The 26,400-nt window shown below is 65.0% G+C and carries 21 protein-coding genes; 8 read left to right on the top strand and 13 right to left on the bottom strand.

Translation table 11 applies throughout. From position 1 onward, the window contains the following. Positions 1-61: 61 nt before the first annotated feature. The 5 genes from GM909_RS09305 to GM909_RS09285 all read left to right on the top strand — a co-directional run bounded on the left by GM909_RS09305 (position 62) and on the right by GM909_RS09285 (position 7,300). Positions 62-1,393, top strand: a complete 1,332-nt coding sequence (locus GM909_RS09305; protein WP_157016090.1) for an IS1182 family transposase — start codon at positions 62-64, stop codon at positions 1,391-1,393. A gap of 1,298 nt (positions 1,394-2,691) precedes the next feature. Beyond that, positions 2,692-4,446 (top strand): autotransporter outer membrane beta-barrel domain-containing protein, encoded by a 1,755-nt coding sequence (locus GM909_RS09300; RefSeq protein WP_198174183.1) that lies wholly within the window; start codon positions 2,692-2,694, stop codon positions 4,444-4,446. Further along, positions 4,341-6,119 (top strand): autotransporter family protein, encoded by a 1,779-nt coding sequence (locus GM909_RS09295; protein ID WP_157016086.1) that lies wholly within the window; start codon positions 4,341-4,343, stop codon positions 6,117-6,119. The genes GM909_RS09300 and GM909_RS09295 overlap by 106 nt, the downstream gene beginning before the upstream one ends. Before the next feature lie 276 nt (positions 6,120-6,395). Beyond that, positions 6,396-6,953 carry a TetR/AcrR family transcriptional regulator gene (locus tag GM909_RS09290; RefSeq protein ID WP_235911776.1) on the top strand — a complete coding sequence of 186 codons (558 nt, stop codon included), beginning with the start codon at positions 6,396-6,398 and terminating at the stop codon, positions 6,951-6,953. Between the two features lie 2 nt (positions 6,954-6,955). After that, positions 6,956-7,300 carry a DMT family transporter gene (locus GM909_RS09285; RefSeq protein WP_157016083.1) on the top strand — a complete coding sequence of 115 codons (345 nt, stop codon included), beginning with the start codon at positions 6,956-6,958 and terminating at the stop codon, positions 7,298-7,300. A gap of 129 nt (positions 7,301-7,429) precedes the next feature. On the opposite strand, the gene GM909_RS09280 is transcribed toward GM909_RS09285, so the two are convergent. After that, positions 7,430-8,269 carry a universal stress protein gene (locus GM909_RS09280; protein WP_157016081.1) on the bottom strand — a complete coding sequence of 280 codons (840 nt, stop codon included), beginning with the start codon at positions 8,267-8,269 and terminating at the stop codon, positions 7,430-7,432. Positions 8,270-8,515: 246 nt separating this feature from the next. Here GM909_RS09280 and GM909_RS09275 point away from each other — a divergent pair, with 246 nt between their 5' ends. Beyond that, complete coding sequence (locus GM909_RS09275; protein WP_157016079.1) at positions 8,516-10,099, top strand: bifunctional aminoglycoside phosphotransferase/ATP-binding protein; 1,584 nt, start codon at positions 8,516-8,518, stop codon at positions 10,097-10,099. Here GM909_RS09275 and GM909_RS09270 read toward each other — a convergent pair. After that, positions 10,048-12,735: a bifunctional acetate--CoA ligase family protein/GNAT family N-acetyltransferase gene (locus GM909_RS09270; protein ID WP_157016077.1), complete on the bottom strand. Its 2,688-nt coding sequence runs from the start codon at positions 12,733-12,735 to the stop codon at positions 10,048-10,050. The genes GM909_RS09275 and GM909_RS09270 overlap by 52 nt on opposite strands. Before the next feature lie 351 nt (positions 12,736-13,086). Between GM909_RS09270 and GM909_RS09265 the strand changes: the two genes are divergently transcribed. Beyond that, positions 13,087-13,755 carry an outer membrane protein gene (locus tag GM909_RS09265; protein WP_157016075.1) on the top strand — a complete coding sequence of 223 codons (669 nt, stop codon included), beginning with the start codon at positions 13,087-13,089 and terminating at the stop codon, positions 13,753-13,755. Positions 13,756-13,936: 181 nt separating this feature from the next. Further along, complete coding sequence (gene purU / locus GM909_RS09260; protein ID WP_157016073.1) at positions 13,937-14,791, top strand: formyltetrahydrofolate deformylase; 855 nt, start codon at positions 13,937-13,939, stop codon at positions 14,789-14,791. A gap of 95 nt (positions 14,792-14,886) precedes the next feature. Here the strand turns inward: purU and GM909_RS09255 are convergent, their stop codons facing one another. From GM909_RS09255 to GM909_RS09205, 11 genes are all read right to left on the bottom strand, one after another. Further along, on the bottom strand, positions 14,887-15,918 hold the full coding sequence (locus tag GM909_RS09255) for a Gfo/Idh/MocA family protein (RefSeq protein WP_157016071.1): 1,032 nt from the start codon (positions 15,916-15,918) through the stop codon (positions 14,887-14,889). A 204-nt stretch (positions 15,919-16,122) separates the two neighbouring features. Further along, a complete protein-coding gene (locus GM909_RS09250; protein WP_157016070.1) occupies positions 16,123-17,280 on the bottom strand; it encodes an OpgC family protein in 1,158 nt (385 codons plus the stop codon). 12 nt (positions 17,281-17,292) lie between these two features. After that, on the bottom strand, positions 17,293-19,089 hold the full coding sequence (mdoH, locus tag GM909_RS09245) for a glucans biosynthesis glucosyltransferase MdoH (protein ID WP_157016068.1): 1,797 nt from the start codon (positions 19,087-19,089) through the stop codon (positions 17,293-17,295). A gap of 44 nt (positions 19,090-19,133) precedes the next feature. Beyond that, complete coding sequence (locus GM909_RS09240) at positions 19,134-19,292, bottom strand: hypothetical protein (RefSeq protein WP_157016066.1); 159 nt, start codon at positions 19,290-19,292, stop codon at positions 19,134-19,136. After that, the gene (locus tag GM909_RS09235; RefSeq protein ID WP_235911774.1) at positions 19,276-20,835 is read right to left on the bottom strand and encodes a glucan biosynthesis protein; all 1,560 of its coding nucleotides are present in this window, start codon (positions 20,833-20,835) and stop codon (positions 19,276-19,278) included. The genes GM909_RS09240 and GM909_RS09235 overlap by 17 nt, the downstream gene beginning before the upstream one ends. A gap of 29 nt (positions 20,836-20,864) precedes the next feature. Then, entirely contained in the window at positions 20,865-21,146 is a 282-nt protein-coding gene (locus tag GM909_RS09230; RefSeq protein ID WP_157016063.1) for a hypothetical protein, read from the bottom strand. A 415-nt stretch (positions 21,147-21,561) separates the two neighbouring features. Beyond that, positions 21,562-22,344, bottom strand: coding sequence for a carbon-nitrogen hydrolase family protein (locus GM909_RS09225; protein WP_157016061.1), 783 nt, complete (start codon positions 22,342-22,344; stop codon positions 21,562-21,564). Continuing rightward, positions 22,341-23,141, bottom strand: coding sequence for an ABC transporter permease (locus tag GM909_RS09220; RefSeq protein WP_157016059.1), 801 nt, complete (start codon positions 23,139-23,141; stop codon positions 22,341-22,343). The genes GM909_RS09225 and GM909_RS09220 overlap by 4 nt, the downstream gene beginning before the upstream one ends. Further along, positions 23,141-23,992, bottom strand: a complete 852-nt coding sequence (locus GM909_RS09215) for an ABC transporter permease (RefSeq protein ID WP_157016057.1) — start codon at positions 23,990-23,992, stop codon at positions 23,141-23,143. Before GM909_RS09215 ends, GM909_RS09220 begins: the two co-directional genes overlap by 1 nt. Next, positions 23,989-25,026: an ABC transporter ATP-binding protein gene (locus tag GM909_RS09210; protein WP_157016055.1), complete on the bottom strand. Its 1,038-nt coding sequence runs from the start codon at positions 25,024-25,026 to the stop codon at positions 23,989-23,991. Before GM909_RS09210 ends, GM909_RS09215 begins: the two co-directional genes overlap by 4 nt. Before the next feature lie 246 nt (positions 25,027-25,272). Then, positions 25,273-26,361 (bottom strand): ABC transporter substrate-binding protein, encoded by a 1,089-nt coding sequence (locus tag GM909_RS09205; protein ID WP_407941265.1) that lies wholly within the window; start codon positions 26,359-26,361, stop codon positions 25,273-25,275. Positions 26,362-26,400 lie beyond the last annotated feature (39 nt).

Raw genomic sequence — 26,400 nt, 5'->3', positions numbered from 1 at the left:
CTAGGAGCGTGTCTGAGTAGTCACTGGTCAAGCGGGTGCGAGTCTGATTCCTTGCTGGGTTATGAGCAAGGACTTTCGCCTCTGGAAGATCGATGAGGCACAGCTTCTGCCGCCGAGCGTGCAGGATTACGTGCCCAGGGATCACCTGTCTCGGCTGATCGTGGCGCTGGTGCGGGAAGAGCTTGATCTTTCCGCGATTGCCGGCAGCTACAGGAGCGTGCTGGGCCAACCACCGTTTGATCCGCGCATGATGACGGCGCTGCTTCTGCATGGCTACGCGAGCGGCATCTACTCGTCGCGGCGGATCGCCAGGGCGGCTTCTGAGCGAGCGGACTTCATGATGATCGTGGCGGGCGATGCGCCGGACTTCCGCACCATCTCGGAGTTCCGCAGACGGCATCTGAAGGCGCTGGCTGCGCTGTTCGTGCAGGTCTTGCAGCTTGCCGAGAAGGCGGGATTGGTGAAGCTCGGGCACGTGGCGCTCGACGGCACCAAGATCAAGGCCAACGCGTCCAAGCACAAGGCGATGAGCTACGAGCGCATGAAGAAGCGGGAAGCGGAGCTCGGGGCGGAGGTCGACCGCTGGCTCAAAGCCGCGGAGGCGGCCGATCGGGAGGAGGACAAGCTCTACGGCAAGCAGCGCGGCGACGAGATGCCCGATTGGGTGGCCGACAAGCAGAAGCGACTGGAGAAGATACGCCAGGCCAAGGCCGAACTGGAGGCGGAAGCCAAGGCCGCCGCCGAAGAAGAGATGCGCCGCCGGGAAAAGGCGGAGGAGCAGCGCAAGGCAGAGGGCCGCAAGAAGAACGGCAAGACGCCGGCGCCACCGAAGACGGAGCCCGAGGGCAAGGCGCAGCGCAACTTCACCGATCCGGAAAGCCGCATCTTGAAGACCAAGGACGGTTACATCCAGGGCTACAATGCGCAGGCCGCTGTCGATGCACAGGCCCAGATCATCGTGGCCCAGAGCCTGACGCACAGCATGAGCGACCAGGACCAACTCGTGCCGCTCATAGACGGGATCAAGGACAATCTCGGCCGCAAGCCAAAGGAAGCCTCAGCCGATGCCGGTTACTGCAGCGAGGCAAATCTTGCCGCCTTGGCCGAGCGCGAGGTCGGCGCTTACCTCGCTACCGGACGCGCCAAGCACCCTGCCGAAGGCAGACCCAAAATTAGCGGACCGCTCGTCCAGGCGATGCGGGACAAGCTGAAGCGAGCGGGACGACGAACCCGATACAGGCTCAGAAAGCAAGTCGTCGAGCCGGTGTTCGGACAGATCAAACAGGCAAGAGGGTTCAGGCAGTTCCTGCTGCGCGGCATCGAGAAAGTGAAAGCCGAATGGGCGCTGATCTGCACCGCCCACAACCTCACCAAGCTCGCCCAAGCGGCATGAACCCACTATCGTTCAGCCAACAGCCCTATGCCGGAGCTATCTGGACAGGCTCCTAGTACAACCTCACCAAGCTCGCCCAAGCGGCATGAACCCACTATCGTTCAGCCAACAGCCCTATGCCGGAGCTATCTGGACAGGCTCCTAGCCCAAGCGATCAACGCGGTTGGCCCTGAACAGAGCGAAGTCTTCCTCGCCAAGGTCGCGCTCGCACTCGCCGACACCCTCGGATCAGTGGAGGTGGGCCTGGCGGCGATTGAGGAGTGCAAGGCGGGGTTTGCGAATGAGGGCGGGTAGAACTGAGGTTGGCGCGGCCCTGACCTGTTGTAGCCGCTTTCGATTGGGGAGTGATCGGCGCCTGCATTCCGATACGGCCGGTAGGTCCTCCCTCCCTCTAGTTGCATCGTAGTGCAGCCGATGTGATCTACAATGTCCTCCTAACTCGGGGCCGCCAAAACTCGTCGAATAATGTCTGGATGTTCTTTGATCGGGAATGGGTATCCCTGATACGGCATTCGAGTTTCCCTGTACCTCCGGTTGGGGAATTTCTGGTTAAACTATTGAAATTATAGCAATAATGGCAATGGAAATTTCATTGCCATTCAAAAAGGCCACTGGTTTCCATGTTTTTCGGGGCCTATCAGGGAATTCGACCGGAGACGAGTTCGCTCCAGACTGCCTGCTCCGCCACTATTTAAATAGCTGATTTCATTCAATTACCCGATATGCAGAGCCGGAAATGCGCATCTGGAGTAGCGTATATTCGGCAAGAAGATTCCGGTTTCTTCTTCCAGACAAGGATACCCGCGAATCGCATTGAAACTGTTGGGAAAGGCATCTCCGGATTTGGCTTGGCCGAGCGTCTCGGCGAGAGGCAATACGGAGGGCGGCGGTCCTTGCAGGAAAGCGATGCAGGGGTTTGCGGAGCGGATGGACAGAAAACCACTCACTTGAAGCCTGAAAGCAATTGCCTGGCCCGCCGCCGGCTTTTCGGACACGAGGTCAAGCGGGCATCGCTCGTTCGGCAAACTCCGGCAGCAGGCCAGTGCTCAGATGTTCGGTTGCAGCGCGTCCGATATGCACGTATCGTTCGTTGCAGCCCATACCGAGAGAGGCGGAGCGACAGGTTCATGATTCCGGATCTGCCGATGGCGCGCCGCATGGCGTACGATCGTCAAAGGCTCCTTGCAACGGTTTCGTTGTGCGCTCTCGTTTTGCCGGTATCCGCTTTGGCAGGCACTCTGTCGCCCGACGGAAATCCTCACTCCCAACAATCCGTCAATCCCGCCGATCCACTCATCGTGCAGGGCGGCGTCCTCGTCCAGTCCGGGATCTGGCCCGTTCTCGTCAACAGCGGCGCCACCGCCACTTTCCTGCCCGAAGCCGGCGCCCAGCCCGGAAACATAACCCTGAATGCAAACGGCTCGTCCTACCCTCCGTTGGACGTGCGCGGCGGAACGGCCTTGATCAACCCGAACCAGAGCGCTTTCGACACGATCCTCAACAGCAATGGCACGACAGCTACCGGTTCCTACGGCATCTTGGCGCCTTTCGGCTATACCGGGTCGACGATCGAAGGCTATCGTGTGCGTATCACTACCGTGGGGCCGCTCAACTACGGCGTCTTTGCCGGCGGCAGCGGTTCACGCATAACGCTGCGCAGTTCCTCGATCACGACGTCGGGCGCCAATTCCAATGCCAACGGTGCCTATGGCTTCCTGATCTACCCGAACGCGACAGGCGAGATCTACAACAGCACGATCCTCACGACCGGGCCGGCGGGGTCGGGCGTCGTCGTCACCGGCGGCGGGCTGACGGCGGAGAATGTCGCGATCGAGACACAAGGCCCGGCCGTTCTCTACAATGGCTATTCTTATGGCGCGATGGGGATCAACGTCCAAAGCGGCGGCGTTGCGACGGTCACCGATGGATCGGTCAGGACATTGCAGGATTATGGCGTGGGCATGCGCGCTCTATCGCGTTCGTCGCTCACCGCTTCGGGAACCGTCGTCACTACCGACGGTGCACAGGCGCATGGTGTCTATGCCGCCGGCAGCAGCAGCGCGGCCGCTACGGCAAGCCTGACCGGTCTGACAATTTCCACCGGCGGGACCCATGGCTACGGCCTGCGCGTGGACGGCGCCGGCTCGACGCTCGGCCTGGTGAATGGCAGCATTGCCACGACCGGTCTCTACGGGCACGGGGCGTTGCCCTATGTCGGCGGACAGCTCACGCTCGACGGTACCGGTCTGGTGACCGCTGGCACCGCCGCCGATGGCATCTATTCCTACGGCGGAACCGCGAACGTCACGGACAGCAGCGTCGGCACGACGGGCCAAACCAGCCATGGCGTCAACGTCACCAATGGAGGGGCGGGGGATCTCGTTGCGTCGATGGTTTCCACGCAGGGTGCCGGAGCCTTCGGGCTGAGAGCCGCCGGAACCGGTTCGGCCGTAAGCGCAACTTCGACGACTGTCGTCACGTCGGGTGACGACGCGGTGGGCGTGTCGGCACAAGATGAGGCAGCGGCGTCGATCGCCGGTACGGCGGTCACCACGACGGGAGCCGGCGCACATGGTGTCCTGGCGGTGCAGAGCGGGCTCGTGGAATTGCTTCCCGGCAGCACCGAAGCGACCGTGGTCGACACCACGGGGGCCGGGGCGCATGGGGCACTGGTCGAGTCCGGCGGTACATTGAATGGCACTGACGCGACGATCCATGCCCGCGGTGCCGGATCGGACGGGCTTTCCCTGCAGGAAGCTACGGGGGGTTTTCGTGTCGACGGTCTTGTCAACGCTCCCATAGCCCCGGCCAATCCAAACGAGGTCGGGCCAACTTCGTCGCACCGGATCTGCCGCCGATTGTCGACACCCCGCCGCAGCCGGCGCCGCCGGTCACGCCGGATGTCAGCGTCCAGCCGCGCGTCGGTACGACACAGACGGCCACGCTGGTGGACAGCACGCTGCGATCAGATGGGGGCTTCGCGATCGCCACGCTCGGGCAGGGCAACCACATATCGCTCTTGCGAAGCGAGGCGAGCGGCGCTTCGGGTCTGATGCGCGTCGCCGGCTCGGGTAGCGCCGAGCTCCGCGCCGAAGAATCGACGCTGACGGGCGCGGCGGTGACGGAGGCCGGCAGCGTTTCGAACGTGACGCTGGTGGACAGCGTCTGGAACCTGACGGGCAATTCGAACCTGACGAACCTGGTCAACGATCCGAGCCTGATCGATTTTGCCGCGCCGACTGGGGATCCGACGCAGCTTTTGAGCTACAAGACGCTGACGGTTGTGAACTACACCGGCGAAGGCGGTCAGCTCGGCCTGAACACCTATCTCGCCGGCGACGGCGCCCCGTCGGATCGGCTGGTGATCGACAGCGGCACGGCGGTGGGCACGAGCCCGATCATCGTCACCAATGCGGGCGGTGCCGGCGATCTCACCACCGGCAACGGCATCTTGCTGGTCGACGCCGTCAATGGGGGGGCGACCGCAGCGGGCGCCTTCACCCTTTCGGGACCGGTGGTCGCCGGTCCCTATGAATACACGCTTCAACGCGGCAGCGTCGATGCCGACGGCCCCGAGAACTGGTATCTCCGTTCCGCCCAATTGCCGCCGCCTCCTCCACCGCCGCCCGGTCCCCCGCCGCCGCCCGGTCCTCCTCCGCCACCTGGTCCGCCGCCGCCGCCGCACTACCGACAGGAAGTGTCGCTCTACGCGGCGATCCAGCCGATGGCCGCCATCTATGGCCGGCACCTGATCGACACGCTGCATGAGCGGGTCGGCGAGGAGGAGCATCTGCGCGGCCGGCCTTCGGCCAGCGGCCGGGATACCTTCAACGGCGCCTGGGGCCGCATCCTCGGCCATTCCGGCGAGCGCAACGGCCATGATCTCGGCATCTTCGGCGGCGCGCCGGAGTTCGATTACGACTTCTGGGGTCTGCAGGCCGGCACCGACATATTGCGCCGCGAGCGCGCCGGTGGCGGGCGCGACCATGCCGGCCTCTATGTCGCCTATGGCCATGGCGATCTGGACGTCACCCATGAACTGCCGCAGCTCGGCCGCAGCTTCAAGGCCGGCACCAACAAGTTCGACGCCGTCACCCTGGGCGGCTACTGGACCCGGTTCGGAGGTGAAAGCGACTGGTATGTCGACACGGTGGTGCAGGGCACCTGGTACGATGTCACCACCCATTCCGAACGCGACACGCTGATCGGCTTTCCCGACCAGGAGATTTCGGGTTTCGGCTTCGCGGCCTCGCTGGAGGGCGGCTATCCGTTCGCGCTTGCCAATGGCTGGTCGATCGAGCCGCAGGCGCAGCTGGTCTACCAGACGCTCGACTTCGACGATTTCCACGACAGCGCGGCCGAGGTGCGCTTTGCTGATCTGGATTCGCTGGCCGGCCGCATCGGCGCAAGGCTGGCCAGAAGCTGGGCGATCTCTGCGGACGAACACAGCAACGGCTCGGCCACGCCGCCCAGGCTGGCCACGATCTGGGGCCGGGTCAATCTGTGGCACGAGTTCCTGGCCGACACCCAGGTGTCGTTCTCCTCGGCCGACGGCTTCGTGCCGTTCTCGACCGATCTTCAGGAGAGCTGGATCGAGTTCGGCGCCGGCGCCAGCGTGCAGGTGTCGGACAAGACCACGCTCTACGGCAACCTCAACTACGAGACCACCTTCGACACCGACAGCCACGGCGTCGACGCAAAGCTCGGCGTCAGAGTCAATTGGTGAGGGGAAGCCCGAATCGCGACCGGGCCGTCGGTAAAATCGGTTTGCCGCAGCCGGTTCGGCGCCGTCGTCTTGTCATGGACCTAGCCGACGGCCTTGATGGCCTGCTCCGCAGGCGCTTTCCCGGTTCCGGATTTCCGTCTCATTCGTTCCTTTGAAAGGCTGCGATGGCCCGGAAATCCTCCGTTCTCCGTTAAGCCGATTTGGTCCCATCAGCGCCGGTGCGGGACTTCATCTTGACACATACCGACCGCGCGGTATGTATGCGCCATGAACGCGATGCCGAAACGCAGGAAGCAGCCGGACCGGGTGCGGCGCAGTCTCCTCGACTGTGCGGCGCGGCTTGCCGCCGAGCATGGGCCGGGCGGGGTCACCGTGCAGGCCGTCGCCGCTGCTGCGGGCGTGACGAAGGGTGGCCTGTTTCACCATTTCCCGAGCAAGGAAGCCCTGCTGGAAAGCCTGTTTTCGGACCTGATCGCCAGGCTCAATCGCGAGATCGACGGGTTGATGCAAACCGACCCTCTGGCGCATGGGCGTTTCACGCGGGCCTATATCCGCGCCGTTTTCGCCGACAGGATCCAGCCGGAGGGCAGCCTTTGGGCGCCGCTTTCGGTGGCGATGATCGCCGATCCGGCATTGCGGCGGCTCTGGGCGGATTGGCTGCAGGCTAGGCTGACGCGGCACGCCGACACCGATGCCGCGCCGCGCCTGGAAATGGCGCGCCTGGCCGCAGACGGCCTCTGGCTCAGCGATCTCATGGAGGTGGACGGCAAGGTGCCGCCGGCCAAGCAGGGGCTGCTCGAAATGCTGGTCGACGCTACCAAGACGGAGAGGTGACCATGAACACGGCGATTGTCTCTTATGGCACGCTGATCATCGCGATCGTCTGCGAGGTCATCGGCACGACCTTTCTGCAAAAATCCGATCAGTTCACGCGGCTCTTGCCGACCGTTCTGATGGCGACGAGTTACGGGCTGTCGTTCTATTTTCTCTCGGTGACGCTGAAATACATGCCGGTCGGCATCGCCTATGCCATCTGGAGCGGCCTCGGCATCGTCCTCATCTCGGCCATCGGCTTCGTCTTCTTTCGTCAGACGCTCGACGTCGCCGCCTTGGTCGGGCTCGGCTTCATCATCGTCGGGATCATCATCGTCAACGGCTTTTCCGGCTCCCTCAGCCACTAGATCGGTTCATTGCTTCACGGAATCGGTGAACCGATCCAACCTTTTGATTTGACGCAATTCCGGACGGAGAACCGGTTTCCACTCCTCCTGGAATTGCTCTAGATCGGCCCGCCGGAGCGGCGCTTGAACTCAGTGCGCCATCAGCAGCGGCAGCGGCGTATCGTCGAGGAACGACCAGGTGACGCCTCCGAGCACGGCCTGGCGGAAGCGGGCATGGGCAAACGCGCCCATGACCATGAGATCGATCTCTTCATCGGCGATGAACTTGCGCAGCCGGCCGCCGACATCGCCCTTCGTGACGGCGAGCGTCGCCAGTTGCGGATCGGCCACGCCGTGGCGCGCCAGATAGCCGGCAAGGTCGGCGCCCGGCGCCATGCGCGTGAGATCCTTTTCGCCCGTCACGGTGACGATGAAGACGGCGTCCGCGCCTGTCAGGAAGACCAGCCCGCCGTCGACGGCGCGGGCCGAACGGCTGCTGCCGTCCCAGGCGATTGCCACGCGCCGCGGCAGGGCCGAATTGCTCGATGGCGGCAGGATGACGATCGGCCGGCCGCTGTCGAACAGCGCATCCTCGATCGCGCCGCGCCGCGCCGGGTCGCCGCTCAAGGCGTCGAGCAGCGTCAGGTCGTTCACCCGGGCCAGTTGCACGAAGCGTTCGGTGCGCGACTGGAAGGGCGATGTCGTCATCTCGGTGAGGCATTCGATCCCGGCTTGGGCAAGATACCGCGAGGCGAAGCGGGCCGTGGCCGACATGCGTGCGTGTATCTTCGCCTCTTCGCTGGCCAGGCGCTCCTTGGCCGACGACGCCGTCCATGACACGGGAACCTGAATCGCGGGCGGCAGGATGTACGACGTTACGCGCGCCTCGTGCTGTTTAGCCAGGACCGCGGCGAATTCGAGCGCCGGGGTCGTGGCGGGCGTATCTTCGGCATCCAGGGCGAGAAGAATGCAATTGGGGGATTCGGCCAATTCGAAAATTCCTGCTGGAGCATGGTCGTTGCGGGCGGACCGGGGCACTATAGTCCGAGTTTAGGACGGTCTCATAGGCGGCAACGCATCGCGGTGGACACCAGGCCGTCGATTGACGCTCGTCAAGGCCGCCCCGGCATGACAGGCTGCAAGCGCGTGGCCCACGGTCATGTGCCCGCTCGCCACGCCTTGGAACCGCGGGCAGGGTGGCCGCATTGACCGCAGAAAGGGTGCGAGACGAAATCGATGATCATCCAGGACCAGACGGAAACGCTGGAGTTTCTCGGGCAGGCGCTCGGCAACGATGCCGACGACGCGCGCGAGATCGTCGAGACACATATCTCCTTCATCCTCCTGACGGGCGAGCGCGCCTACAAGATGAAGCGCGCGGTGAAGCTGCCTTATGCCGATTTCTCGACGCCCGAACAGCGTTTGCACTTTTGCCGCAGGGAGGTGGCGCTGAACAGGCGCACCGCGCCCGATCTCTATCTCGGCGTGCGCCGCATTACCCGCGAGGCCGACGGCGGGTTGACGCTCGACGGCGCTGGAGAGCTCGTCGACGCGACCGTGGAAATGCGACGCTTCGATGAGGCCTGCCTGTTCGACCGGATGGCGGGCGAGGGCAAGCTGACACCGGCGATCATGAGCGCCGTGGCCTCCAGCATCGCCCGCTTCCACGGCGAGGCGGAAATCATCCGCGGCTGCGGCGGCGCGGCCAATATGTCCGGCGTTCTCGACATCAACGAGGCCGGCTTCGCCACCAGCCACGTATTCGCGCAGGCGGAGGTCGAAGCTTTCAACGCCGCGTTCCGCGCGGCGCTCGAACGCTATCGCGAACGGCTCGACCGCCGCGAGGCCCGCGGTCGCGTGCGCCGCTGCCATGGCGATTTGCATTTGCGCAACATCTGCATGTTCGAGGGGCAACCGACGCTGTTCGACTGCATCGACTTCAACGACCGGATGGCGAGCGTCGATATCCTCTATGACCTGGCGTTCCTGCTGATGGATCTTTGGCATCGCGACTTGCGCGACCTGGCCAATCTCGTGGCGAACCGGTATCTCGATGCCATGGACGATGAGGACGGCTTCGCGCTCGTGCCGTTCTTCATGGCCGTGCGCGCCGCCGTGAGGGCCCATGTGACGGCCACGCAGGCCGAGGACGGCGGCGCCGGCCGGCGCGACGAACTGGCCGCCACGGCCCGTTCCTATTTCGAGCTTGCCGGCCGCCTGCTCGATGTCGAGCCGCCGGTGCTGGTCGCCATCGGCGGCCTGAGCGGTTCGGGAAAGACGACCATGGCCGAGGCGCTGGCGGCGAAGGTCGGCGGCGCGCCGGGTGCGCGCATTTTCGAAAGCGACCGCATCCGCAAGGCGATGTTCGGCGTTTCGGCCGAGACGCGGCTTGCGCCGTCGGCCTATGAGCCGGCCGTGTCGGACGACGTTTATGCGGCAATGGCCTCGAAGGCGCGCAAGATGCTGCACTCGGGCGGCTCGGTGGTCGCCGATGCGGTGTTCGATCGGCCGCAGCGCCGCGACACGATCGAGCAGGCGGCCCGCGATGCCGGGGCGGCTTTCACCGGCCTGTGGATCGAGGCGGATCGCGAAACCTTGCGCCGGCGCATCGTGGAGCGGGTCGGCGGTCCGTCGGATGCGACGGTCGACGTGCTGGAGCGGCAGCTCGAACGCGATGTCGGCACGATGCACTGGCGCCGCATCACGAGCGCCGAGCCGCTGCCCGACGTGAAGCCCGAATGGCTGACGGGGCGCGCCGCCGGCGGGCGCTACGGTCTCAGTTCGAGCGTCGCCAGCTTGAGGTTTCCCTCCGACGGGTGAGGGGTGATGACGAAGCCGAAATCGCGTGACATGGCCAGCATCCTGGAATTGTCGGCGAGCACGTTGCCTTCGATGCGGGCGATGCCTTCCGCGCGGCCATAGGCGATGAGCTTGGTGAGCAGCGTCCAGCCCAGGCCGCGCCCCTGCTGATCGCTGCGCACCAGCAGCGCGAATTCCGCCGACGCCTTGTCGGGATCGGATGCAAGCCGCCCGATGGCGGCAAGCGCGCCGTCGTCGCTCGTGTCGAGGGCGACGAAGGCGATCTCGCGCTCATAGTCGAGCTGGCTCAGCCGCACGAGCATCTCGTGCGGGAAATGCTTGCGCGGCGCGAAGAAGCGCAGGCGGATGTCGTCCGACGAGGTCCTGGCGAAGAAGTCGGGAAACAGGGCGACATCGGCCGGCCTGATGGGACGGATGTGATAGACCGTCCCGTCAAGCTCGATGTCGTCCTCCCAGCCGGAGGGATAGGGCCGCACGGCCAGCAGCGGGTTGGGCCCGGTCTGCTCGACGGCGGAGGGGTCGATCTCGATGCGCGCGTCGAGTGCCACGACGCCGTCGGCGTCGGCCAGCAGCGGATTGATGTCCAGACCGACGATACAGGGAAAATCGACGATCATCTGCGACAGGCCGTGAAGGGCGGCGATGATCGCCTCGCGATCGGCCGGCTTGCGGTCGCGATAGCCGGCGAGCAGCCTGGCGATGCGGGTCCGCTCAATCAGGTCGCCGGCGAGCACGGTGTCGAGCGGCGGCAGGGCGACGGCGGTGTCGTCGATGACCTCGACGGCCGTTCCGCCGGCGCCGAACAGCACAACAGGCCCGAATATCGGGTCCTGGCTGACCCCGAGGATGAGTTCATGAGCGTGCTTGCGCTCGACCATCGGCTGGACGACAAAGCCCTCGATCTCGTTTTCGCGGCCCATGGCGGCGAGCCGGCTCTCGATACCCTCCACCGCTTTTTTCGCCGCCGCGGCCGAGGCGATGCCCAGCACCACGCCGCCGACGTCGGATTTGTGGCTGAGCGTCTTCGACAGGAGCTTGACGACCACTTTCGGCCAGTCCGACAGCAGGCGTTCAGCCGCTGCCGCAACCTCCGTGCTCGATCCGGCGACAAGGGTTTCGGGCGTCGCGATGCCGTAGGCTGCGATCGCCGCCTTGGCTTCCGGCTCGGTGAGCATGGCCCGACCTTCGCCGGCCGCGTGGCGGAAAATGTCGAGCACCGCGTCGCGATCGCCGCCCACCTCTTCGCCGAGACTGGAAGGAACCCGCATCAGGGCCTTTTGCGCCCGCGACCAGTCGCCGAGATAGGACAGCGCCGTTGCCGCCGCGTCCGGCGTGGAGAAGCTGGCGATGCCGGCCTTTTGCAGGATCTGGCGGCCTTCGCGCGCCGTGTGCTGGCCAAGCCAGCAGGTCACCAGCGGCTTGCCTTCGACCAGCCCGTTCCTGGCAAGTCCTGCCACGGCGCCGGCCGCATCGGATGCCGAGGCGAGGCCAGTCGGGCAGTTGAACACCATCAGCGCGTCGGCGTCCGGGTCGGCGGCGACAGCGCGGATGGCGGCTTCGTAGCGTTCGGGCGGCGCATCGCCGATGATGTCGACCGGATTGGCCCGCGACCAGCCCGCGGGCAGGCTCTTGTCGAGCCCGGCGATGGTCTCGTCGGCAAGCCGGGCCAGCTTGCCGTTGCAGTCAACGATGCGGTCGACGGCGAGAACGCCGGCGCCGCCGCCATTGGTGACGATGCCGACGTGGGTGCGCTGAAGCGGGCGGAAGCGGGCGAGCACTTCGGCCGCGTCGAACAGTTCGCCGAGATTGTTCACCCGCAAGATACCGGCGCGGTGCAGCGCCGCTTCGACCACCCGGTCGGCGCCGGAGAGGGCACCGGTATGGGTCGCGGCCGCCTTGGCCGCCTCCTCGTGCCGGCCGGCCTTGATGGCGATCACCGGCTTGATGCGCGCCGCGGCGCGCGCGGCCGACATGAACTTGCGCGGATCGGGGATCGTCTCGAGATAGAGCAGCACGGCGCGCGTCGAGGCGTCCCCGGCCAGCATGTCGAGATAGTCCCCGACATCGACATCGGCCATGTCGCCCATCGACACGATATGGGAAAAGCCGACATCCTCGTCGGCCGCCCAGTCGATCAGCGATGTGGCGATGGCGCCCGATTGCGAAAGCAGCGCCAGTCCACCCGGCTTGGCGCCCTGATGGGCGAAGCTCGCATTGAGCTTGGCATAGGGCGCGATCAGGCCGACCGTGTTCGGACCGATGATGCGGAAGAGATAGGGCCGCGCCGCGTCCAGCATCTTTTGCCGTAGGCCGTTTTCGGCCCGGATGCCGGCGGTGATCACGACGGCGGCACGCGTGCCTTTCTCGCCGAGCTGCCCAATCAGGTCCGGCACCGTTTCGGGCGGCGTGACGATGATCGCGAGGTCGGGAATTCCCGGAATGTCGTCCACCCGGCGAAAGCACCGCCTGCCGCCGACAGTCCTGTGCTTGGGATTGACCGGCCAGATGTCGCCCTCGAAACCGCCCTGGACGATGTTGCTCATGACGATGCGGCCGACCGAGCCTTCCCGGTCGGAGGCGCCGATCACGGCAAGCGAATGCGGATGGGCGGCGTATTCCAGATTGCGTATGGTCATGGCGTGCGGGCCTCCTCGGGTTGCATCCGGGGCATCGGCGGCATTGTTCGCACATTGACCTCGCAAGCGCGGGCGCCAACAATGGCGCGTTCGCCCCACACGGGTCGCCGGGCCGGGAGAAAATGCCGCCTTCGAACGGACCGAGGCCATGCTACATAAAATTCGCACGCAATGAAAAAGAACGCAGCCAAGCGGCTCGCACGGCAGGAAATCGGCGCGTCGAGGGCAGTTGCACACACGGCGACGGGTTGTTTCGTGCGCGTTGTCACCTAAATGATACAGTCCCGCATGTCGGGTCGCGGTATGGTAAGAAAGAATTAACCTGGGTTTTTTGGCGTAGCAGGGAATTCGATGGTCGTGCGTCCTTCAATGCGTCTCGTCCTGTCGGCTTTGGCCGTGCTCTCGGTCACCGCGGCGAATGCGGCCGACGTGGCGCCCAGCGAGGCCCCGCCGCCGACGCCCGGCATCGAGGTGCCGATCTTCACCTGGACGGGCGGCTATATCGGGTTGCAGGGCGGCTATTCCTGGGCCGACGCGCAACTCGAAAGCGGCGCCGAGACATTCGGCGGCGATTTCGGCGGTGGCATGTTTGGCGGCTTTGCCGGGTACAACTGGCAGGCCGGTCCGGTCGTGTTCGGCGTGGAGGGCGATGCCAGCGCAATCTCGAACGACGAGCGGTTCTCCTCTTCGGTCGGCGACGTCGAGGTCGGCACGGACTATCTGGCCTCCCTGCGCGGGCGGCTGGGTTATGCCTGGGACCGCGTGATGGTGTACGGCACCGGCGGTGTCGCCTTTGCCGATGCCTCGGCCAATGGTGTGGTCAACGGGGCCAGTCTCGACACGAGCAGGGACCTCACCGGATGGACCGTCGGCGCGGGCGTCGACTATGCCATCACCAACAACTGGGTCGGGCGCGTGGAGTATCGCTACTACGACTTCTCGAACGAGGATTTCGGCGATCTCTCCAATGTCGATCTCGATTTCAACACGGTGTCCGTCGGCATTTCCTACAAGTTCTGACACGGGTCTTTCATGCAAGGGCGGCGGCAACATGCGACCGCCTTTTTCCGCTGTGCCGCATCCGGCGCGCGGCGATGTCGCGCATGGGCGCTTGCCGGCGCGAGACCTGCGGCACCAAGATCGTGGACATGAGACGCGCCGGCGACTATTGGCTGGCGAAGCGCGATGAGGGGAGCCGCCGATGCCGGACAAGGACTATGTGCTCAATCTGACCTGCACCGACAGGCCGGGAATCGTCGCGGCGGTCACGACCGAACTTGCGGCCATCGGCGCCAACATCGCCGAAAGCAACCAGTTCTGGGACCGCGCGAGCGGGCGCTTCTTCATGCGCATCGCCTTTGCCGCCAGCGAGGCGACCACGCGCGAGGACGTCGAGCGGGCGCTGAAATCGCCGGTCGAGCGCTTCGGCATGAAGACGGCGCTGGCCGATCTGGCGCGCCGGCCGAAGATCATCATCATGGTGTCGAAATTCGACCATGCCATGCTGCACCTGCTCTACCAGGTCAAGGCCGGCTGGCTGAACGCGGATGTGGTGGCCGTCGTGTCCAACCACGAGGACCATCGCCGCATTGCCGAGAACGAGGGACTGGACTTTCATTGCTGGCCGGTGAAGAAGGACAACAAGGCGGAGCAGGAGGCAAAGCTCCTGGACCTCGTCAACACCTCGCGTGCCGATCTGGTCGTTCTGGCGCGCTACATGCAGGTCCTGTCGGACGATCTTTCGAAGCGCCTATTCGGCCGCGTGATCAACATCCACCATTCCTTCCTGCCGAGCTTCAAGGGCGCCAAGCCCTATCACCAGGCGCATGAGCGGGGCGTGAAGCTGATCGGCGCCACGGCGCACTATGTCACGCCCGACCTCGACGAAGGGCCGATCATCGAGCAGGACGTCGAGCGGGTGACGCATGCGATGAGCGCGGAAGATTTCGTCGCCGCCGGCCGCGACATCGAAAGCCGGGTGCTGGCGCGCGCCGTCAAGATGCATCTCGAGCACCGCGTGATGCTCAACGGCAACCGCACCGTGGTGTTCGCCTAGCGCGCGTTTGCTTCATGGAATCGATGAACCGATCGAAGCTTTGACTTGAGGCAATTCCGGATGGAGAACCGGTTTCCACTTCTCCTGGAATTGCTCTAATCCACGCCGTCGACCTCGACCGGCAGGCCAGTGGATCCGGTCTCGATCAGCGCGTCGATCAGGCGGTGAACCTTCAGCGCCTCCTCGCCGGTGATTGCCGGTTCTCGGTCCGAGCCGATCGCATCGATGAAATCGGCCATGACGGCGCGGTGATAGTCATGCGGGAAATCCATCGGATCGGCCCCGGTGCCGCCCGCACTCCGGTCGGGCTCGATCTCGATCTTCCTGCCGTCCTGGAACTGCACGAGCAATGACGTGCCGGCGAGCGAGGCCGCCCCTTTTTCGCAGGCAAGCTCGATGCGTTCTGGAAAGCCCGGATAGGCGGCCGTCGTCGCGTCGATCGTGCCCACGGCGCCGTTTGCGAAGCGCACCGCCGCGCAGACCATGTCCTCCGTCTCCATGCGGTGGACCGGGGTGGTCGTCGCATAGCCGGTGACTTCATCGACCGGCCCGGCAAGGGAGAGCATGAGGTCGAGGGTGTGGATGCCCTGCGAGATGAGAACACCGCCGCCGTCGCGGGCGAAGGTGCCGCGGCCGGGCTCGTCATAATAGCTCTGCGGCCGCCACAGGCGAATGACGGTCGAGCAGCCGACGATCGCGCCCAGTTCGCCGCTGGCGAGGATTTCGGCAAGCTTCTTGGCCGCCGGCCGGAAGCGGTGCTGCAGCACGACGCCCAGCGCGACGCCGGCGGCGCGGCAGGTCTCGACGAGTTCGACCGCCTTTTCGGTCGAGATATCAAGCGGCTTTTCCAGAAGCACATGCTTGCGCGCCTCGGCGCATTTGCGCACGATGTCGAGATGCGTGTTGGCCGGCGTCATGACCAGCATGGCGTCGACCGAAGGGTCGCCCAGAATGGCGTCCAGACTGGTTGCGAGCGGAAAGCCGAAACGCTCGCGGAAGGCGCTGCGCCGCTCCTCGTTCGGGCTGAAGGCGTAGGCTACCTCGACCTTGTCGGCGAGATCGAGCAGACCCTTGGCGTGCGGTGTGACGGCCATGCCGAGACCGACCAAGCCGATGCGTTGCTTCATGCGACCTCTCCGGATCACGATGTTTATCGGCACCCTGACCCATCTACTTGCTCAAGCAAGGATGGCCCGAAGCGGGCGCCGGCGCAAGCGCCTCGCATCGTGTCAGCGCGCGTTCGTTTCAAACGGAAACGTTTGAAGCAAAGATATGCGCGCCAGATAAATCTGTTGGAGCATGTACCTTTCACTCAAACGATTCCGTTTGCTCTAGGCGGCCGGTGCCTCTGCCGGTGTGACGTTCCGGCCCGCGCGGGCATGGTCGCGCGTCCGTTGCGCGCCGGCCTTGCGCTCGGCCATGAAGCGGGCGAGCGAGTATTGCATGAGCAGGCCGCCGGAAATGAGAAGCGCATCGCCGACCAGGTTTGCCGGCTCTCCGAAGCGCACGATCTGCACGAAGACCGCGAGGAGCGAGCCGGCGGCGAAAACGGCCAGGCTTTGCCGCCCCATCAGATCGGCGGGCCTGAATGCTTTCATGGCGAGGAGCCGGCCAACGGCGCCGATATTGGTCAGCACATAGGCCAGGGCCAGGACATGCAACAGGCGCGGCAGGGCGAGATAAGGCTTGTCGTAACCGTAGAGGAATCCCGGCAGCATATCGGCGCCCGGCAAGGGACCCTGGCGCGTGGCCGCCCAGAAGAAGCAGAAGGCCAGCCAGGCCGAGGCCAGGGCGAAAAGCCATGGCCGGTAGGCGACAAACTTGCGCCCTTGCCTGGCGGCGATGCCGCCGGCCAGCCCGAAGGCAAAGAGAAGCTGCCAGGCGAACGGATTGAACTGCCAGCCATGGTCGGCATAAAGCAGCGGCAGATTGAGGCGGAACAGACCCGCCGCCAGCCACAGTGCGGCCGCGCCGGCAAGCATTGTCCAGGGTCTGTGCATGCCGATCACGATGTAGAGCGGGGCAGCCAGCAGCAGCGCGATATAGAGCGGCAATATGTCGAAATAGCCGAGCTGGTGGACGAGGCCGGCTACGGCGGCCAGGGCCGCCAGCGGCTCTTGCAGCAGTGGATCGACATTGAGGCCCGTGGCGAGCTTCTCAACGTCGAGGACGGTGAGGCTGGCGGCGAACAGCGCACCGGCAAGAAGCGTGATCGCGATGTGGACGCCATAGAGCGTGCGCGCCCGGCGCCACACCTTGACGACGCCGTCGCGCAGTTTGCCCGACCGGAAGCCGCCCGAATAGGCCAGGCCGACGGATATGCCGGATATCAGAACGAATGCCTCGGCCGCGTCGGAGAAGCCGAAATTGCGCGAGGTCCAGGCCTCGAAATGATTGCCCGGCACATGATTGATGAAGATCATGGCGAGGCAGATGCCGCGCAGGACGTCGATGCGATGGTCGCGGCCGGAGCCGGAAGATCGGTGCATGCATTTCTCCACTCAGCGCGGCGTCGGCGCGGGAGCAAACGCTGCAAAGTCACCAGGCAGGTCGGCCGGCGGTTGGTGAGCGGCCTGCCGGCGCCAGCGGGCGAGGATGGTTTCCTGGGCCTGGATCACCGGCGAGGCGCGATAATCTTGCGGGCAGGAGAACAGCACGGTTCTGCCGCCGCGCCCGGTGAGCCGCCAGGAGGTCAGATGAACCAATAGCGGCGCCAGGGTCATCGGGATGACGACCGGCAGCAGCCAGTAGAGAATTTCCGGGGCAAAGGCCAGCGTCGCGGCGAAGATGGCAATTCCGCCGACCGAGATCCACCAGGAGGCATCCCAGGCCTCTTTCAGGCCGACCGTATCGGCCTCGCGGTTGGCGGCCGGCCAGCCGCCGTCGGCGCCGCACAGGACCTGCAGCACCGAGCGGCTCTGGTACATCAGCATGATGGGGGCGAGCACGCTCGTCCAGACGATCTCGAGCACCGTGGTTGCGAGCGCGCGCAGCGTGCCGCCGAAGCCCTCGTTGCGGCCGGTGAAGGCACCCTGCAGGACGATGAGCAATTTTGGCGCGACGAGGATGCCGGCGACGCCGGCCAGAAGGATCAGCGCCTGGAACTGCTCGACGCGCGGGAAGACCGGCGGCCGGTGCGGCTCGGGAAAGTAGTTCGGCTCGCCGATGATGACCGGGGCGGCAATGCTGGCGATCAGGAAAAGGGCCCAGATCGGCGAGGCGAGATAGGCCATGATGCCCTGCAGGAAGGTGAATCGGCTCCAGGGCCTCAGGCCGGGGGCGAAGAGCAGCCGCGAATGCTGCAGGTTGCCCTGGCACCAGCGGCGGTCGCGCTTGGCGTAGTCGATGACGTTTTCCGGCCCCTCCTCGAAGGACCCTTCGAGATCGGTATCGAGGCGCACGATCCAGCCATTGCGGCTCAACAGCGCCGCTTCGACATAGTCGTGGCTGAGGATATGGCCGCCGAAGGGCGGCCGGCCGGTGAGCTCGGGCAGGCCGCAGCTCTGGGCGAATGCGCGCGTGCGCACGATCGCGTTATGGCCCCAGAAGGGGCCGTTTGCGCCCTGGGTGGCGGCGACACCGCGGGCGAAGACCGGTGAGTAATAGGAGGCCGCGAACTGGATGGCACGTCCGAACCAGGACCGGGCATGGACGATCTTCGGCAGGGTCTGCAAAAGGCCGAGGCGCGGCTCGGCCTCCATGCGGCGGACCATTTCGACCAGGGTCGCACCTTCCATCAGGCTGTCGGCGTCGAGAATGACGAGATAGTCGTACAAGGCGCCCGAACTCTTGATGAAGTCGGTGATGTTGCCGGCCTTCTTGCCGGTGTTGACGGCGCGCCGGCGGTAGAAGATGCGCGACAGATGGCCGTGCTCACGCCGCAAGCGCGAGAACCAGTGCTCTTCGGTTGCGAAGAATTCTTCCTTGTTCGTGTCGGACAGGATGGCGAAATCGAACCGGTCGGCCGCGCCCTGGTCCGCGAGGCTGCGCACCATCGCGGCCACGTGCGAAAAGGTCTTGGCCGGATCCTCGTTGTAGACCGGCACCAGAACGGCAGTGCGGGTCGATTCCCCGACATTGCCGCTGGTTGCCGGCCGCAACGCGGGGGCAAGCAGTCCGTTGAGGGCCAGCGAGGCCCCCCAGGAAAGCCAGGCGACGCTGATGCCGAGCAAGGCGATGCGCACGTGGTCGATCCACTGAACGCCGTCGGCGAACAGCACATTGGCGGCCAGCGCCGCGGCGGAACCCGCCACCACGATGGAGAACAGGAAAGCGAAAAATCGCTGCAGACCTGTCATCGCCTTCTCCGTCGCCTAATCTCAGTCCGAGCCACGCGATCGACCTATTTCCAGACCAGCCAGGGCATGAAGAGGAGGCGCAGCAGCCGCCAGTCGCGCCGGCGTTGCAGCCGCTGTTGCGGCATCGCCATCGGCGCGAAGGGCAGGGCGCCCGTTTCGACAAGGGAGCGGTTCGACGCCGCCCGTTCAGGATGCACGTTCATCGTCAACTCTCCACTGATACAGCCAGATCTCGGAAATGGTCCGCTCGGCATGCGTGAGATGGGCGCTGAATTCGACGGGCGCCTTGCTTTGCGGCTTCACGTCGATCACCAGCCGCCAGACCCCGTTGGCCTTCACGCGCGACAAGGATTCGTGGACCATGTCGGCATTGGTCAGCTTGATCACCGCCTTGACGGCGTCGTCGGCCGTCAGGTTTTCGAGCGCGCCGCCGGCGAAATCGACGACGAACTTCTTCAGCCCCGCCGTGTTTTCGCTTCCCGACGTGCCGCCATGACCGCCGCGCAGCGCCTGGACGCGCGCCAGCCCGCCGCCCTCGTTCTCCAGCATTCCCCAGGTCATGCGGTAGCGGAATTCGAACGCCTTGCCGGCCGTGGTCTCCTCGTCGGGCGTCCAGAAGGCGACGATATTGTCGTTGACCTCGAGATCGGTCGGAATTTCGACCAGGGCCACGGTTCCCTTGCCCCAATCGTTGAGCGGCTCGATCAACAGCGACGGGCGGCGTTCGTAGGATGCGCCGGCGTCCTGAAAGGATGCGAAATTGCGGTCGCGCTGGAACAGGCCGAAGGCGCGCGGGTTTTCCTCGACGAGATAGGAATTGGCCAGCCGGCCCGGATTGTTGAGGCTGCGCCAGATCTCCTCGCCATTGCGGCGCACGATCTTCAGCCCGTCGCTGTCGTGGACCTGGTTGCGATAATCGTCGAAGGCGTGCCGGTTGTTCTCGGCGAACAGGAACATCGAGGTCATCGGCGCCACGCCCAGCCGCTCGATGTCCCGGCGCAGGAACAGCCGCGCCGTCACGTCCACGACCGTGTTGTCGCCGGGCGTGATGGTGAAGGCATAGGCGCCGGTCACGCTGAGGCTGTCGAGCGTGGCATAGAGAGTGACCGTGGTGTCGCCGGACTTCGGCTTTTCGATGTAGAAGGCGTCGAAGCGGGGAAACTCCTCGCCGGCCTGGGTGGCGGTGTTGACGGCAAGCCCGCGCGCGGAAAGGCCATAGACGCTGCCGCGTCCGAGCGCGCGGAAATAGCTGGCGCCGAGGAAGACGGCCAACTCGTCCATGATGTCGGGCCGGTTGAGCGGATAGTGGAGGCGGAAACCCGCCACGCCGGGCATTTCCAGATCCACGAATTGCGCGGCGTCGAGCGGCTTGCGATATTCGAAATCGGCGCCGGAAAACGAAAGCGGCCTGACCCGGCCGTTCTCGACCGCAAACAGGCTGACGGGCTGCGTATAGAGCCATCCCAGGTGAAAGGCCTGCAGTTCGAACGGCGCCTGGCCTTTCCAGACCGCGTGATCCGGCCGATAGCGGATGGCGCGATGCTCGTCGTAGGACAGTTCGGCGATGGCTGCGGGCAGGTCGGCCTTATCGTCCTCGAAGGCTTCACCGGCCTTCTGCTGCATTTGCCGCGATAGATGGTCGAAGGAAAAAGGGGCAGGCGTCTCGCCGGCGCGCGAAGACGCGGCGCCATCGCCGTCGGCCGCCGCGGCCGGCTGCATGCCACGGGCGGCCAGAATCGCGCCCATTGTCGAACTCATCAAAAATTTACGTCGGTTCATTCAAGTTCCAGCAATTCGGTTTCCAGCAATTCGTGCAGGTTTGGCACAGTCGAGGTGGCGAACGCCCGCCGCAGGCAATCCTTTGCGCCCGAGCGAACCTGTGAGGCGATTGTGGATGTTGCAGGGCAGAACGTCGTGAATGGGGCGTCGTTCCGGCAATCGGCTGTAAACTTACGAATCCAGTCGTTTACGATTGTGAACAAATGGTAACCGTAAGGCGGCGCCGCACGAGCCGTGGCGCCTGCCAGGGAGGCAGGAATGAGGAAGCCTTTGTCCATCGACGTGACCGTGCAGAGTGCATGACCTTCAGGCCCGCTGCCGTGCTGCGATCCGCCGGCGGGGCCTGGTCGCCGGGGCGCGGGGCATTTGTCCGGCTCATCTTTTCACCGGGAAAATTTGTAAAAAAACAATGTGTTGGGCGTAGCCTTCCACAAGGACGCGCGGCGTCCCTCAGGTCATCGCTGCAAGGACCTGCGCGGGGGCTCGAAGCCGGTATAATCGAGAAGAAGTTCGTACATAGCTGTATGCACTGACAATCGAAGGATCGCTACGCGCGAAAAATGTGGCCGTCAAGCGAATTGTCGTGCGGCGCACCCGCGCCAGATCAGTATGCTGGAGCATGTACCTTTCGCTCAAACCATTCCGATTGAGCGGGACATGTTTTAGGAGCGCGGCGAAAGCGCCCGGCGGGCGTCACAATTCGTCGCGCATATCGCGCAGATAGGTGTTCTGGGCGGCGGAGCCGGCGAAGGCGGACGGGTCGATCGTCGCGATCAGAAGGGTGTCCTCCACCGCATCGGCGCCGGCGAGCATGGTGCCGTCGGGGGCGGCGATCTGCGACAGCCCGGCATAGGTAAAAAGCGCGTCGGCGCCGCAATGATTTGCGTAGGCGAGGAAGATCTGGTTTTCGAAGGCGCGCACCGCGATCATCTGCCGGGCGATAAAGGCGGCGTGATCGCCCGCAGGAAGCGCGGTCGGCACGAGCACCGCCTGCGCGCCGGCCTTTGCGAGCCGGCGAACGTTTTCGGGAAACTCGACATCGTAGCAGATGAGCAGGCCGAACTTCAGGCCCGCATGCTCGACGATCACGCCGGACGGGCGCGCGGGCGCGAACAGGGCGCGCTCATAGTCTCCGTAGAGATGCGACTTGCGGTAGACGGTGGCATGGCCCACCGTACCGACGAAGGCCGCACTGTTGTAGACGGTCGCTCCGGCACGCTCCGGAAAGCCGGCTAATATTGCAATGTCGTGTTGCGCGGCGATCGCCTCGAGGGCGCCGATCATGGCGCCGTCGGTCGGTTCGGCGAGCCTGGCAATCGCATCGCCCGCGCCGTAGCCCGTCAGCGCCAGTTCCGGCGCGACGAGCAGGCTTGCACCCGCCTCGGCCGTCTGGCGCGCCGCGCCTGCGATGCGGGCGAGATTGGCCGAAACGTCGCCGGCCTTCGCCTGCATCTGGACAAGCGCGATGCGGGTCATTTGTCCGTCGAGTCCATGGCGCCCAGGAGGCGCGGCAGGTCGCCGAAGTGCGCGATCAGGCCGAAGACGATTGCGGCGATGGCGACGAAGAAGATCGAGACGGAAGCCATGGTCGGCGTATAGCCGTATCGCAGCGCGTTGAAGATCTTGATCGGCAGGGTTTCCATGGTGAAGCCGACGGTCATGTAGGCGACGATGTATTCGTTGAGCGACAGGACGAAGGCGAAGGCGTAGCCCGAAATGACATAGGGCAGGATGAGCGGCAGGACCACCGTCCTGAGCACGGTGCGTTCATCCGCGCCCATGGTGGAGGCGGCTTCGACCAGCGGGCGGTCGATCGAGGAAAAGCCCAGCGACAGGGTGACCAGCGGCAGCGTGACGAAGAAGATGGCGTGGCTGATCGCCGCCGTCCACGGCTGGCCATAGAAGCCGAGCGTCGCCCAGAAGGTCAGCATGCCGAGCGCGGTGATGACGGGCGGCAGGATGAAGGGCGCGAGGCCCAGAACCTGGAAGATGTTTGCCCAGGGGGCGATGCGCCGCCATAGAAACCAGGCCAGCGGAAAGGCGATCGCGACGGCAAGGGCGGCCGCGCTCGCCGCGAGGACAACCGAATTGACGAGCGCCGAACGCCAGCCGCTGTCGGCAAAGATCTGGGTGTACCAGGCGAGCGAAAAGCCTTCGGGCGGAAAGGTCAGGCTCTGCTTTTCGTTGACCGAGACGCCGGCCACGACGACCAGCGGCAGGGCCAGGAGCAGCCCGACAAGGGCGAGGTAGAGCCGCGACAGGATACGCTTCATCAGGCAGTCTCCCTGCGTCCGACGAACAGGGTGAGCGCGACCAGCGACAAAGAGATCAGCACCAGGAAGACGGCCATGGCGGCGGCAAAGGGCATGTTGGACTGATAGATCGCCTGGTCGGTGATGAGCACCGACAACGTCCAGTGCTGCGGCCGGCCGAGGATCTGCGGCAACAGATAGGAGCCGAGCGCGAAGACGAAGACCATGATCAGCGTGGCGACGATGGTGTTTCTGAGCGTCGGCACGATGACGTTGAAAAAGGCGAGGAGGGGCGAGGCACCGAGCGTGCGCGCGGCTTCCGTCAATGTCGGGTCGAGGCGCACGATGGCCGGGTAGAGCACCAGCACCGTATAGGGCAGGGCCTGGTAGACCATGCCTGTCAGCACGGCGCCGAAGCCGGGCACCAGCGCCTGCGGCTCGCTCATCAGGCCGAGCCAGACGAAAAGATTGGTGATGCCGGCGGTGCGCGAGAACAGCGTCGACCAGGCAAAGCCGATGATGACTTCGGACAATGACAGGACCGACAGCATGACGACGAGCCAGACGATCTGCACGCGGCGCTTGGTCTGCGCCAGGAGGAAGGTGAAGGGAAAGGCGATGGCCACGCAGACGAGCGCCACCATGATCGCCAGCATGAGCGAGAAGCCGAGCACGCCGCCGAAGAAGGTGGTCAGGAAGCGGGCATAATTGTCGACGACGAAATCGGGCGTATAGAAGCCGCCCTGCTGGCGGCGGAAGAAGGAAACCGCGATCATCGTGGAAAAGGGCACCACGAAGAAGACCACCAGCATGACCGCCGGAAAGGCGAGCGGCGCGTAATCGGCAAGCGAGCGTGGCGGTTCGCGTTTCATTGCTTCACCACCACGCAAGCTTCTGCGGGAAGGACCACGCTGACCGCCTCGCCGGCGGCGAATTTTGTGCGCTCGCGTGGGGTCGTGACGGCAACGACGATCTTGCCGCCGGCCTCGACGAAGGTCTCGATGGTGCCGCCGAGATCGCGCACGAAATTGACCTTGCCGGCAATGCCGTCGCTTCCCGGTGCCTTCAGATGCACGTCCTCGGGGCGCACGGAGATCATCGCCTTGTGCTGGTCGTCGGGAAGTTTCAGGCCGGGCACGGCACTGCCGAGCACGACTGCCCGGCCGCTCCCGTCGGTTTCCACGTCGAGCAGGTTGGTCGAGCCGATGAAGTCGGCGACGAAGGCGTCGGCCGGCTTGCGGTAGATCTCGATCGGCGGCGCCGCCTGGCGGATGCGTCCTTCGCCCATGACGACCACCAGGTCGGCCATGGTCATCGCCTCGCGCTGGTCGTGCGTGACGACGATGGTGGTGATGCCGAGCTTTTGCTGCAATTGCCTGAGTTCGACCTGCATGGCCTCGCGCAGCTTGGCGTCGAGCGCCGACAGCGGCTCGTCGAGCAGGAAGAGCTTTGGCGACAGGGCCAGCGCGCGGGCGATCGCGACGCGCTGGCGCTGGCCGCCGGAAAGCTTCGACACCGGCCGGTCGGCATAGCCGTCCAGATGGATGAGCGAGAGAAGCTCGTCGACGCGCTTTTGCTGCTCGGCGCGCGGCGCGCGGCGGATGCGCAACGGGTAGGCGATGTTCTCGCCAACGGTCAGGTGCGGAAACAGCGCCAGCGACTGAAACACCATGCCGAGATTGCGCTTGTGCGTCGGCACGGGCGTGATGTCCTTGTCGTCGAGCAGGATTTCACCCGCCGTCGGGTCCTCGAGCCCGGCGATCATGCGCAGCACGGTCGTCTTGCCGCAGCCCGACGGTCCGAGCATGCACACGAAGGTGCCGTGCGGCACGGTAAGGCTGACATTGTCGACGGCAACGAGATTGCCGAAATGCTTTGCGACGTCCTGCAGGACAAGGCCCGACATGGATATGGTCCTCGCTGGGTGCGGCCGGTGGTTGGGGCTCACCTTCCCCCTGTGGGGAAGGCAATCGCACTTTGGGTCGTTATGCCCCCTCCACCGCCTTCGGCGGTCCCCCTCCCCCGCTTCGCAGGGGAGGAGCCGGCGGCGGCGCCGCGGATCCTCCTCCATTTATGGGGGAGGGGGACCATGCGAAGCATGGTGGAGGGGGCAAATTCGATGGCCCTCCCCGTGCGGGGAGGGTGCACAGTGTCAGCCGACGATGAGCTCGGTCCATTTCTGATTCAGCCAGTCGGATTTCGAGATATAGAGATCGTAGCGCGGGATGATCGGGTCGATATCCGACGACACGGCGGCGAATTCCTCGTCGGTGAGGTCCAGCAGGTCGCGCTTGAGCGTCGGGGCCGTGCCCACCTTGCGCGACATCAGCGACTGGATTTCCGGCTGGCTCATGTAGTCGATGAAGACATGCGCTTCCTCGACCTTGTCGGACGCCTTCGACAGCACCCAGTTTCCCGAATCGAGGATGCCGCCCTCCTCGGGGAAGGTCGAGCGAACGGGATGGCCGTCGGCCGCGGCGAGCCCGGTGACGTCGTGATAATACTGGCCCATCGGGATCTCGCCCGACTTCAATGCCTGCTCGAACTGCGCTTCGTCGCGATACCAAAGCCGGACATTCGGCTTGACCTCGGCGAGCTTCTCGAAGGCCTTGAGCTGGCCTTCCTCGGTGTCGAGCGCGTCGGTGCCACCCATGAACGTCCTGGCGGTGACTTCCAGCAGGAAGGAGTTGGAAACGAGCGCCAGCAGGCCGAGCTTGTCCTTGTTGGCCGGATCCCACAGCGCGGCCCAGCTCGTCGGCGCCTCCGGGTAGGCGTCGGTGTTGGTGACCAGTGTGATGTACCAGGCGACAGCGCCAACGCCGGCGACGCGGTCGTCGGGATAGGTGCTGACGAAATTGGTGAGAAGCCCGTCGAAATTCTTGATCTTGGACGGGTCGAGCGGCGTCCACAGCTCCTGCTCCTGGCCCTTGAGGGTGGAGGTCTGCGACATCATCGAAAGGTCGGCCGGCGCCTGGCCGGCGCGCGCGGCCTGCGAGAGCTGGACCAGCCAGGCCTCGCCGGTCGGCTCGGCGATGGATTCCACTGCAATGCCGGTTGCCTTGGTGAATTCGGGGAAGATGTTGGCGTCGAAGGAATCCTTGAAATAGCCGCCATAGACGCCGACCTTGATCGAGCGGTCCTGGGCGCGCAGGACGGTCGGCATGGCAAGCGCGGCAGCGCCGGCAAGCCCTGTGCCGAGCACGGCGCGGCGGCCGATATTGCGATGGAGCAGTGATTTCATCATTGTTCTCCTCTTCGTGTGCCGGGTTTCCGGCAGGTT

The organism is Mesorhizobium xinjiangense (assembly GCF_009749525.1).
Classification (GTDB): domain Bacteria; phylum Pseudomonadota; class Alphaproteobacteria; order Rhizobiales; family Rhizobiaceae; genus Mangrovimarina; species Mangrovimarina xinjiangensis.
This window is presented reverse-complemented; position numbering and strand designations above follow the sequence as displayed.

Bases quoted from the DNA above. Each gene is read 5' to 3' on its own strand.
- GM909_RS09305 (WP_157016090.1), top strand. From the start codon at position 62: ATGAGCAAGGACTTTCGCCTCTGGAAGATCGATGAGGCACAGCTTCTG.
- GM909_RS09290 (WP_235911776.1), top strand. From the start codon at position 6,396: ATGCCGAAACGCAGGAAGCAGCCGGACCGGGTGCGGCGCAGTCTCCTC.
- GM909_RS09285 (WP_157016083.1), top strand. From the start codon at position 6,956: ATGAACACGGCGATTGTCTCTTATGGCACGCTGATCATCGCGATCGTC.
- GM909_RS09275 (WP_157016079.1), top strand. From the start codon at position 8,516: ATGATCATCCAGGACCAGACGGAAACGCTGGAGTTTCTCGGGCAGGCG.
- GM909_RS09270 (WP_157016077.1), bottom strand. From the start codon at position 12,735: ATGACCATACGCAATCTGGAATACGCCGCCCATCCGCATTCGCTTGCC.
- GM909_RS09265 (WP_157016075.1), top strand. From the start codon at position 13,087: ATGGTCGTGCGTCCTTCAATGCGTCTCGTCCTGTCGGCTTTGGCCGTG.
- purU (WP_157016073.1), top strand. From the start codon at position 13,937: ATGCCGGACAAGGACTATGTGCTCAATCTGACCTGCACCGACAGGCCG.
- GM909_RS09255 (WP_157016071.1), bottom strand. From the start codon at position 15,918: ATGAAGCAACGCATCGGCTTGGTCGGTCTCGGCATGGCCGTCACACCG.
- GM909_RS09250 (WP_157016070.1), bottom strand. From the start codon at position 17,280: ATGCACCGATCTTCCGGCTCCGGCCGCGACCATCGCATCGACGTCCTG.
- mdoH (WP_157016068.1), bottom strand. From the start codon at position 19,089: ATGACAGGTCTGCAGCGATTTTTCGCTTTCCTGTTCTCCATCGTGGTG.
- GM909_RS09240 (WP_157016066.1), bottom strand. From the start codon at position 19,292: ATGAACGTGCATCCTGAACGGGCGGCGTCGAACCGCTCCCTTGTCGAA.
- GM909_RS09235 (WP_235911774.1), bottom strand. From the start codon at position 20,835: ATGGGCGCGATTCTGGCCGCCCGTGGCATGCAGCCGGCCGCGGCGGCC.
- GM909_RS09230 (WP_157016063.1), bottom strand. From the start codon at position 21,146: ATGGACAAAGGCTTCCTCATTCCTGCCTCCCTGGCAGGCGCCACGGCT.
- GM909_RS09225 (WP_157016061.1), bottom strand. From the start codon at position 22,344: ATGACCCGCATCGCGCTTGTCCAGATGCAGGCGAAGGCCGGCGACGTT.
- GM909_RS09220 (WP_157016059.1), bottom strand. From the start codon at position 23,141: ATGAAGCGTATCCTGTCGCGGCTCTACCTCGCCCTTGTCGGGCTGCTC.
- GM909_RS09215 (WP_157016057.1), bottom strand. From the start codon at position 23,992: ATGAAACGCGAACCGCCACGCTCGCTTGCCGATTACGCGCCGCTCGCC.
- GM909_RS09210 (WP_157016055.1), bottom strand. From the start codon at position 25,026: ATGTCGGGCCTTGTCCTGCAGGACGTCGCAAAGCATTTCGGCAATCTC.
- GM909_RS09205 (WP_407941265.1), bottom strand. From the start codon at position 26,361: ATGAAATCACTGCTCCATCGCAATATCGGCCGCCGCGCCGTGCTCGGC.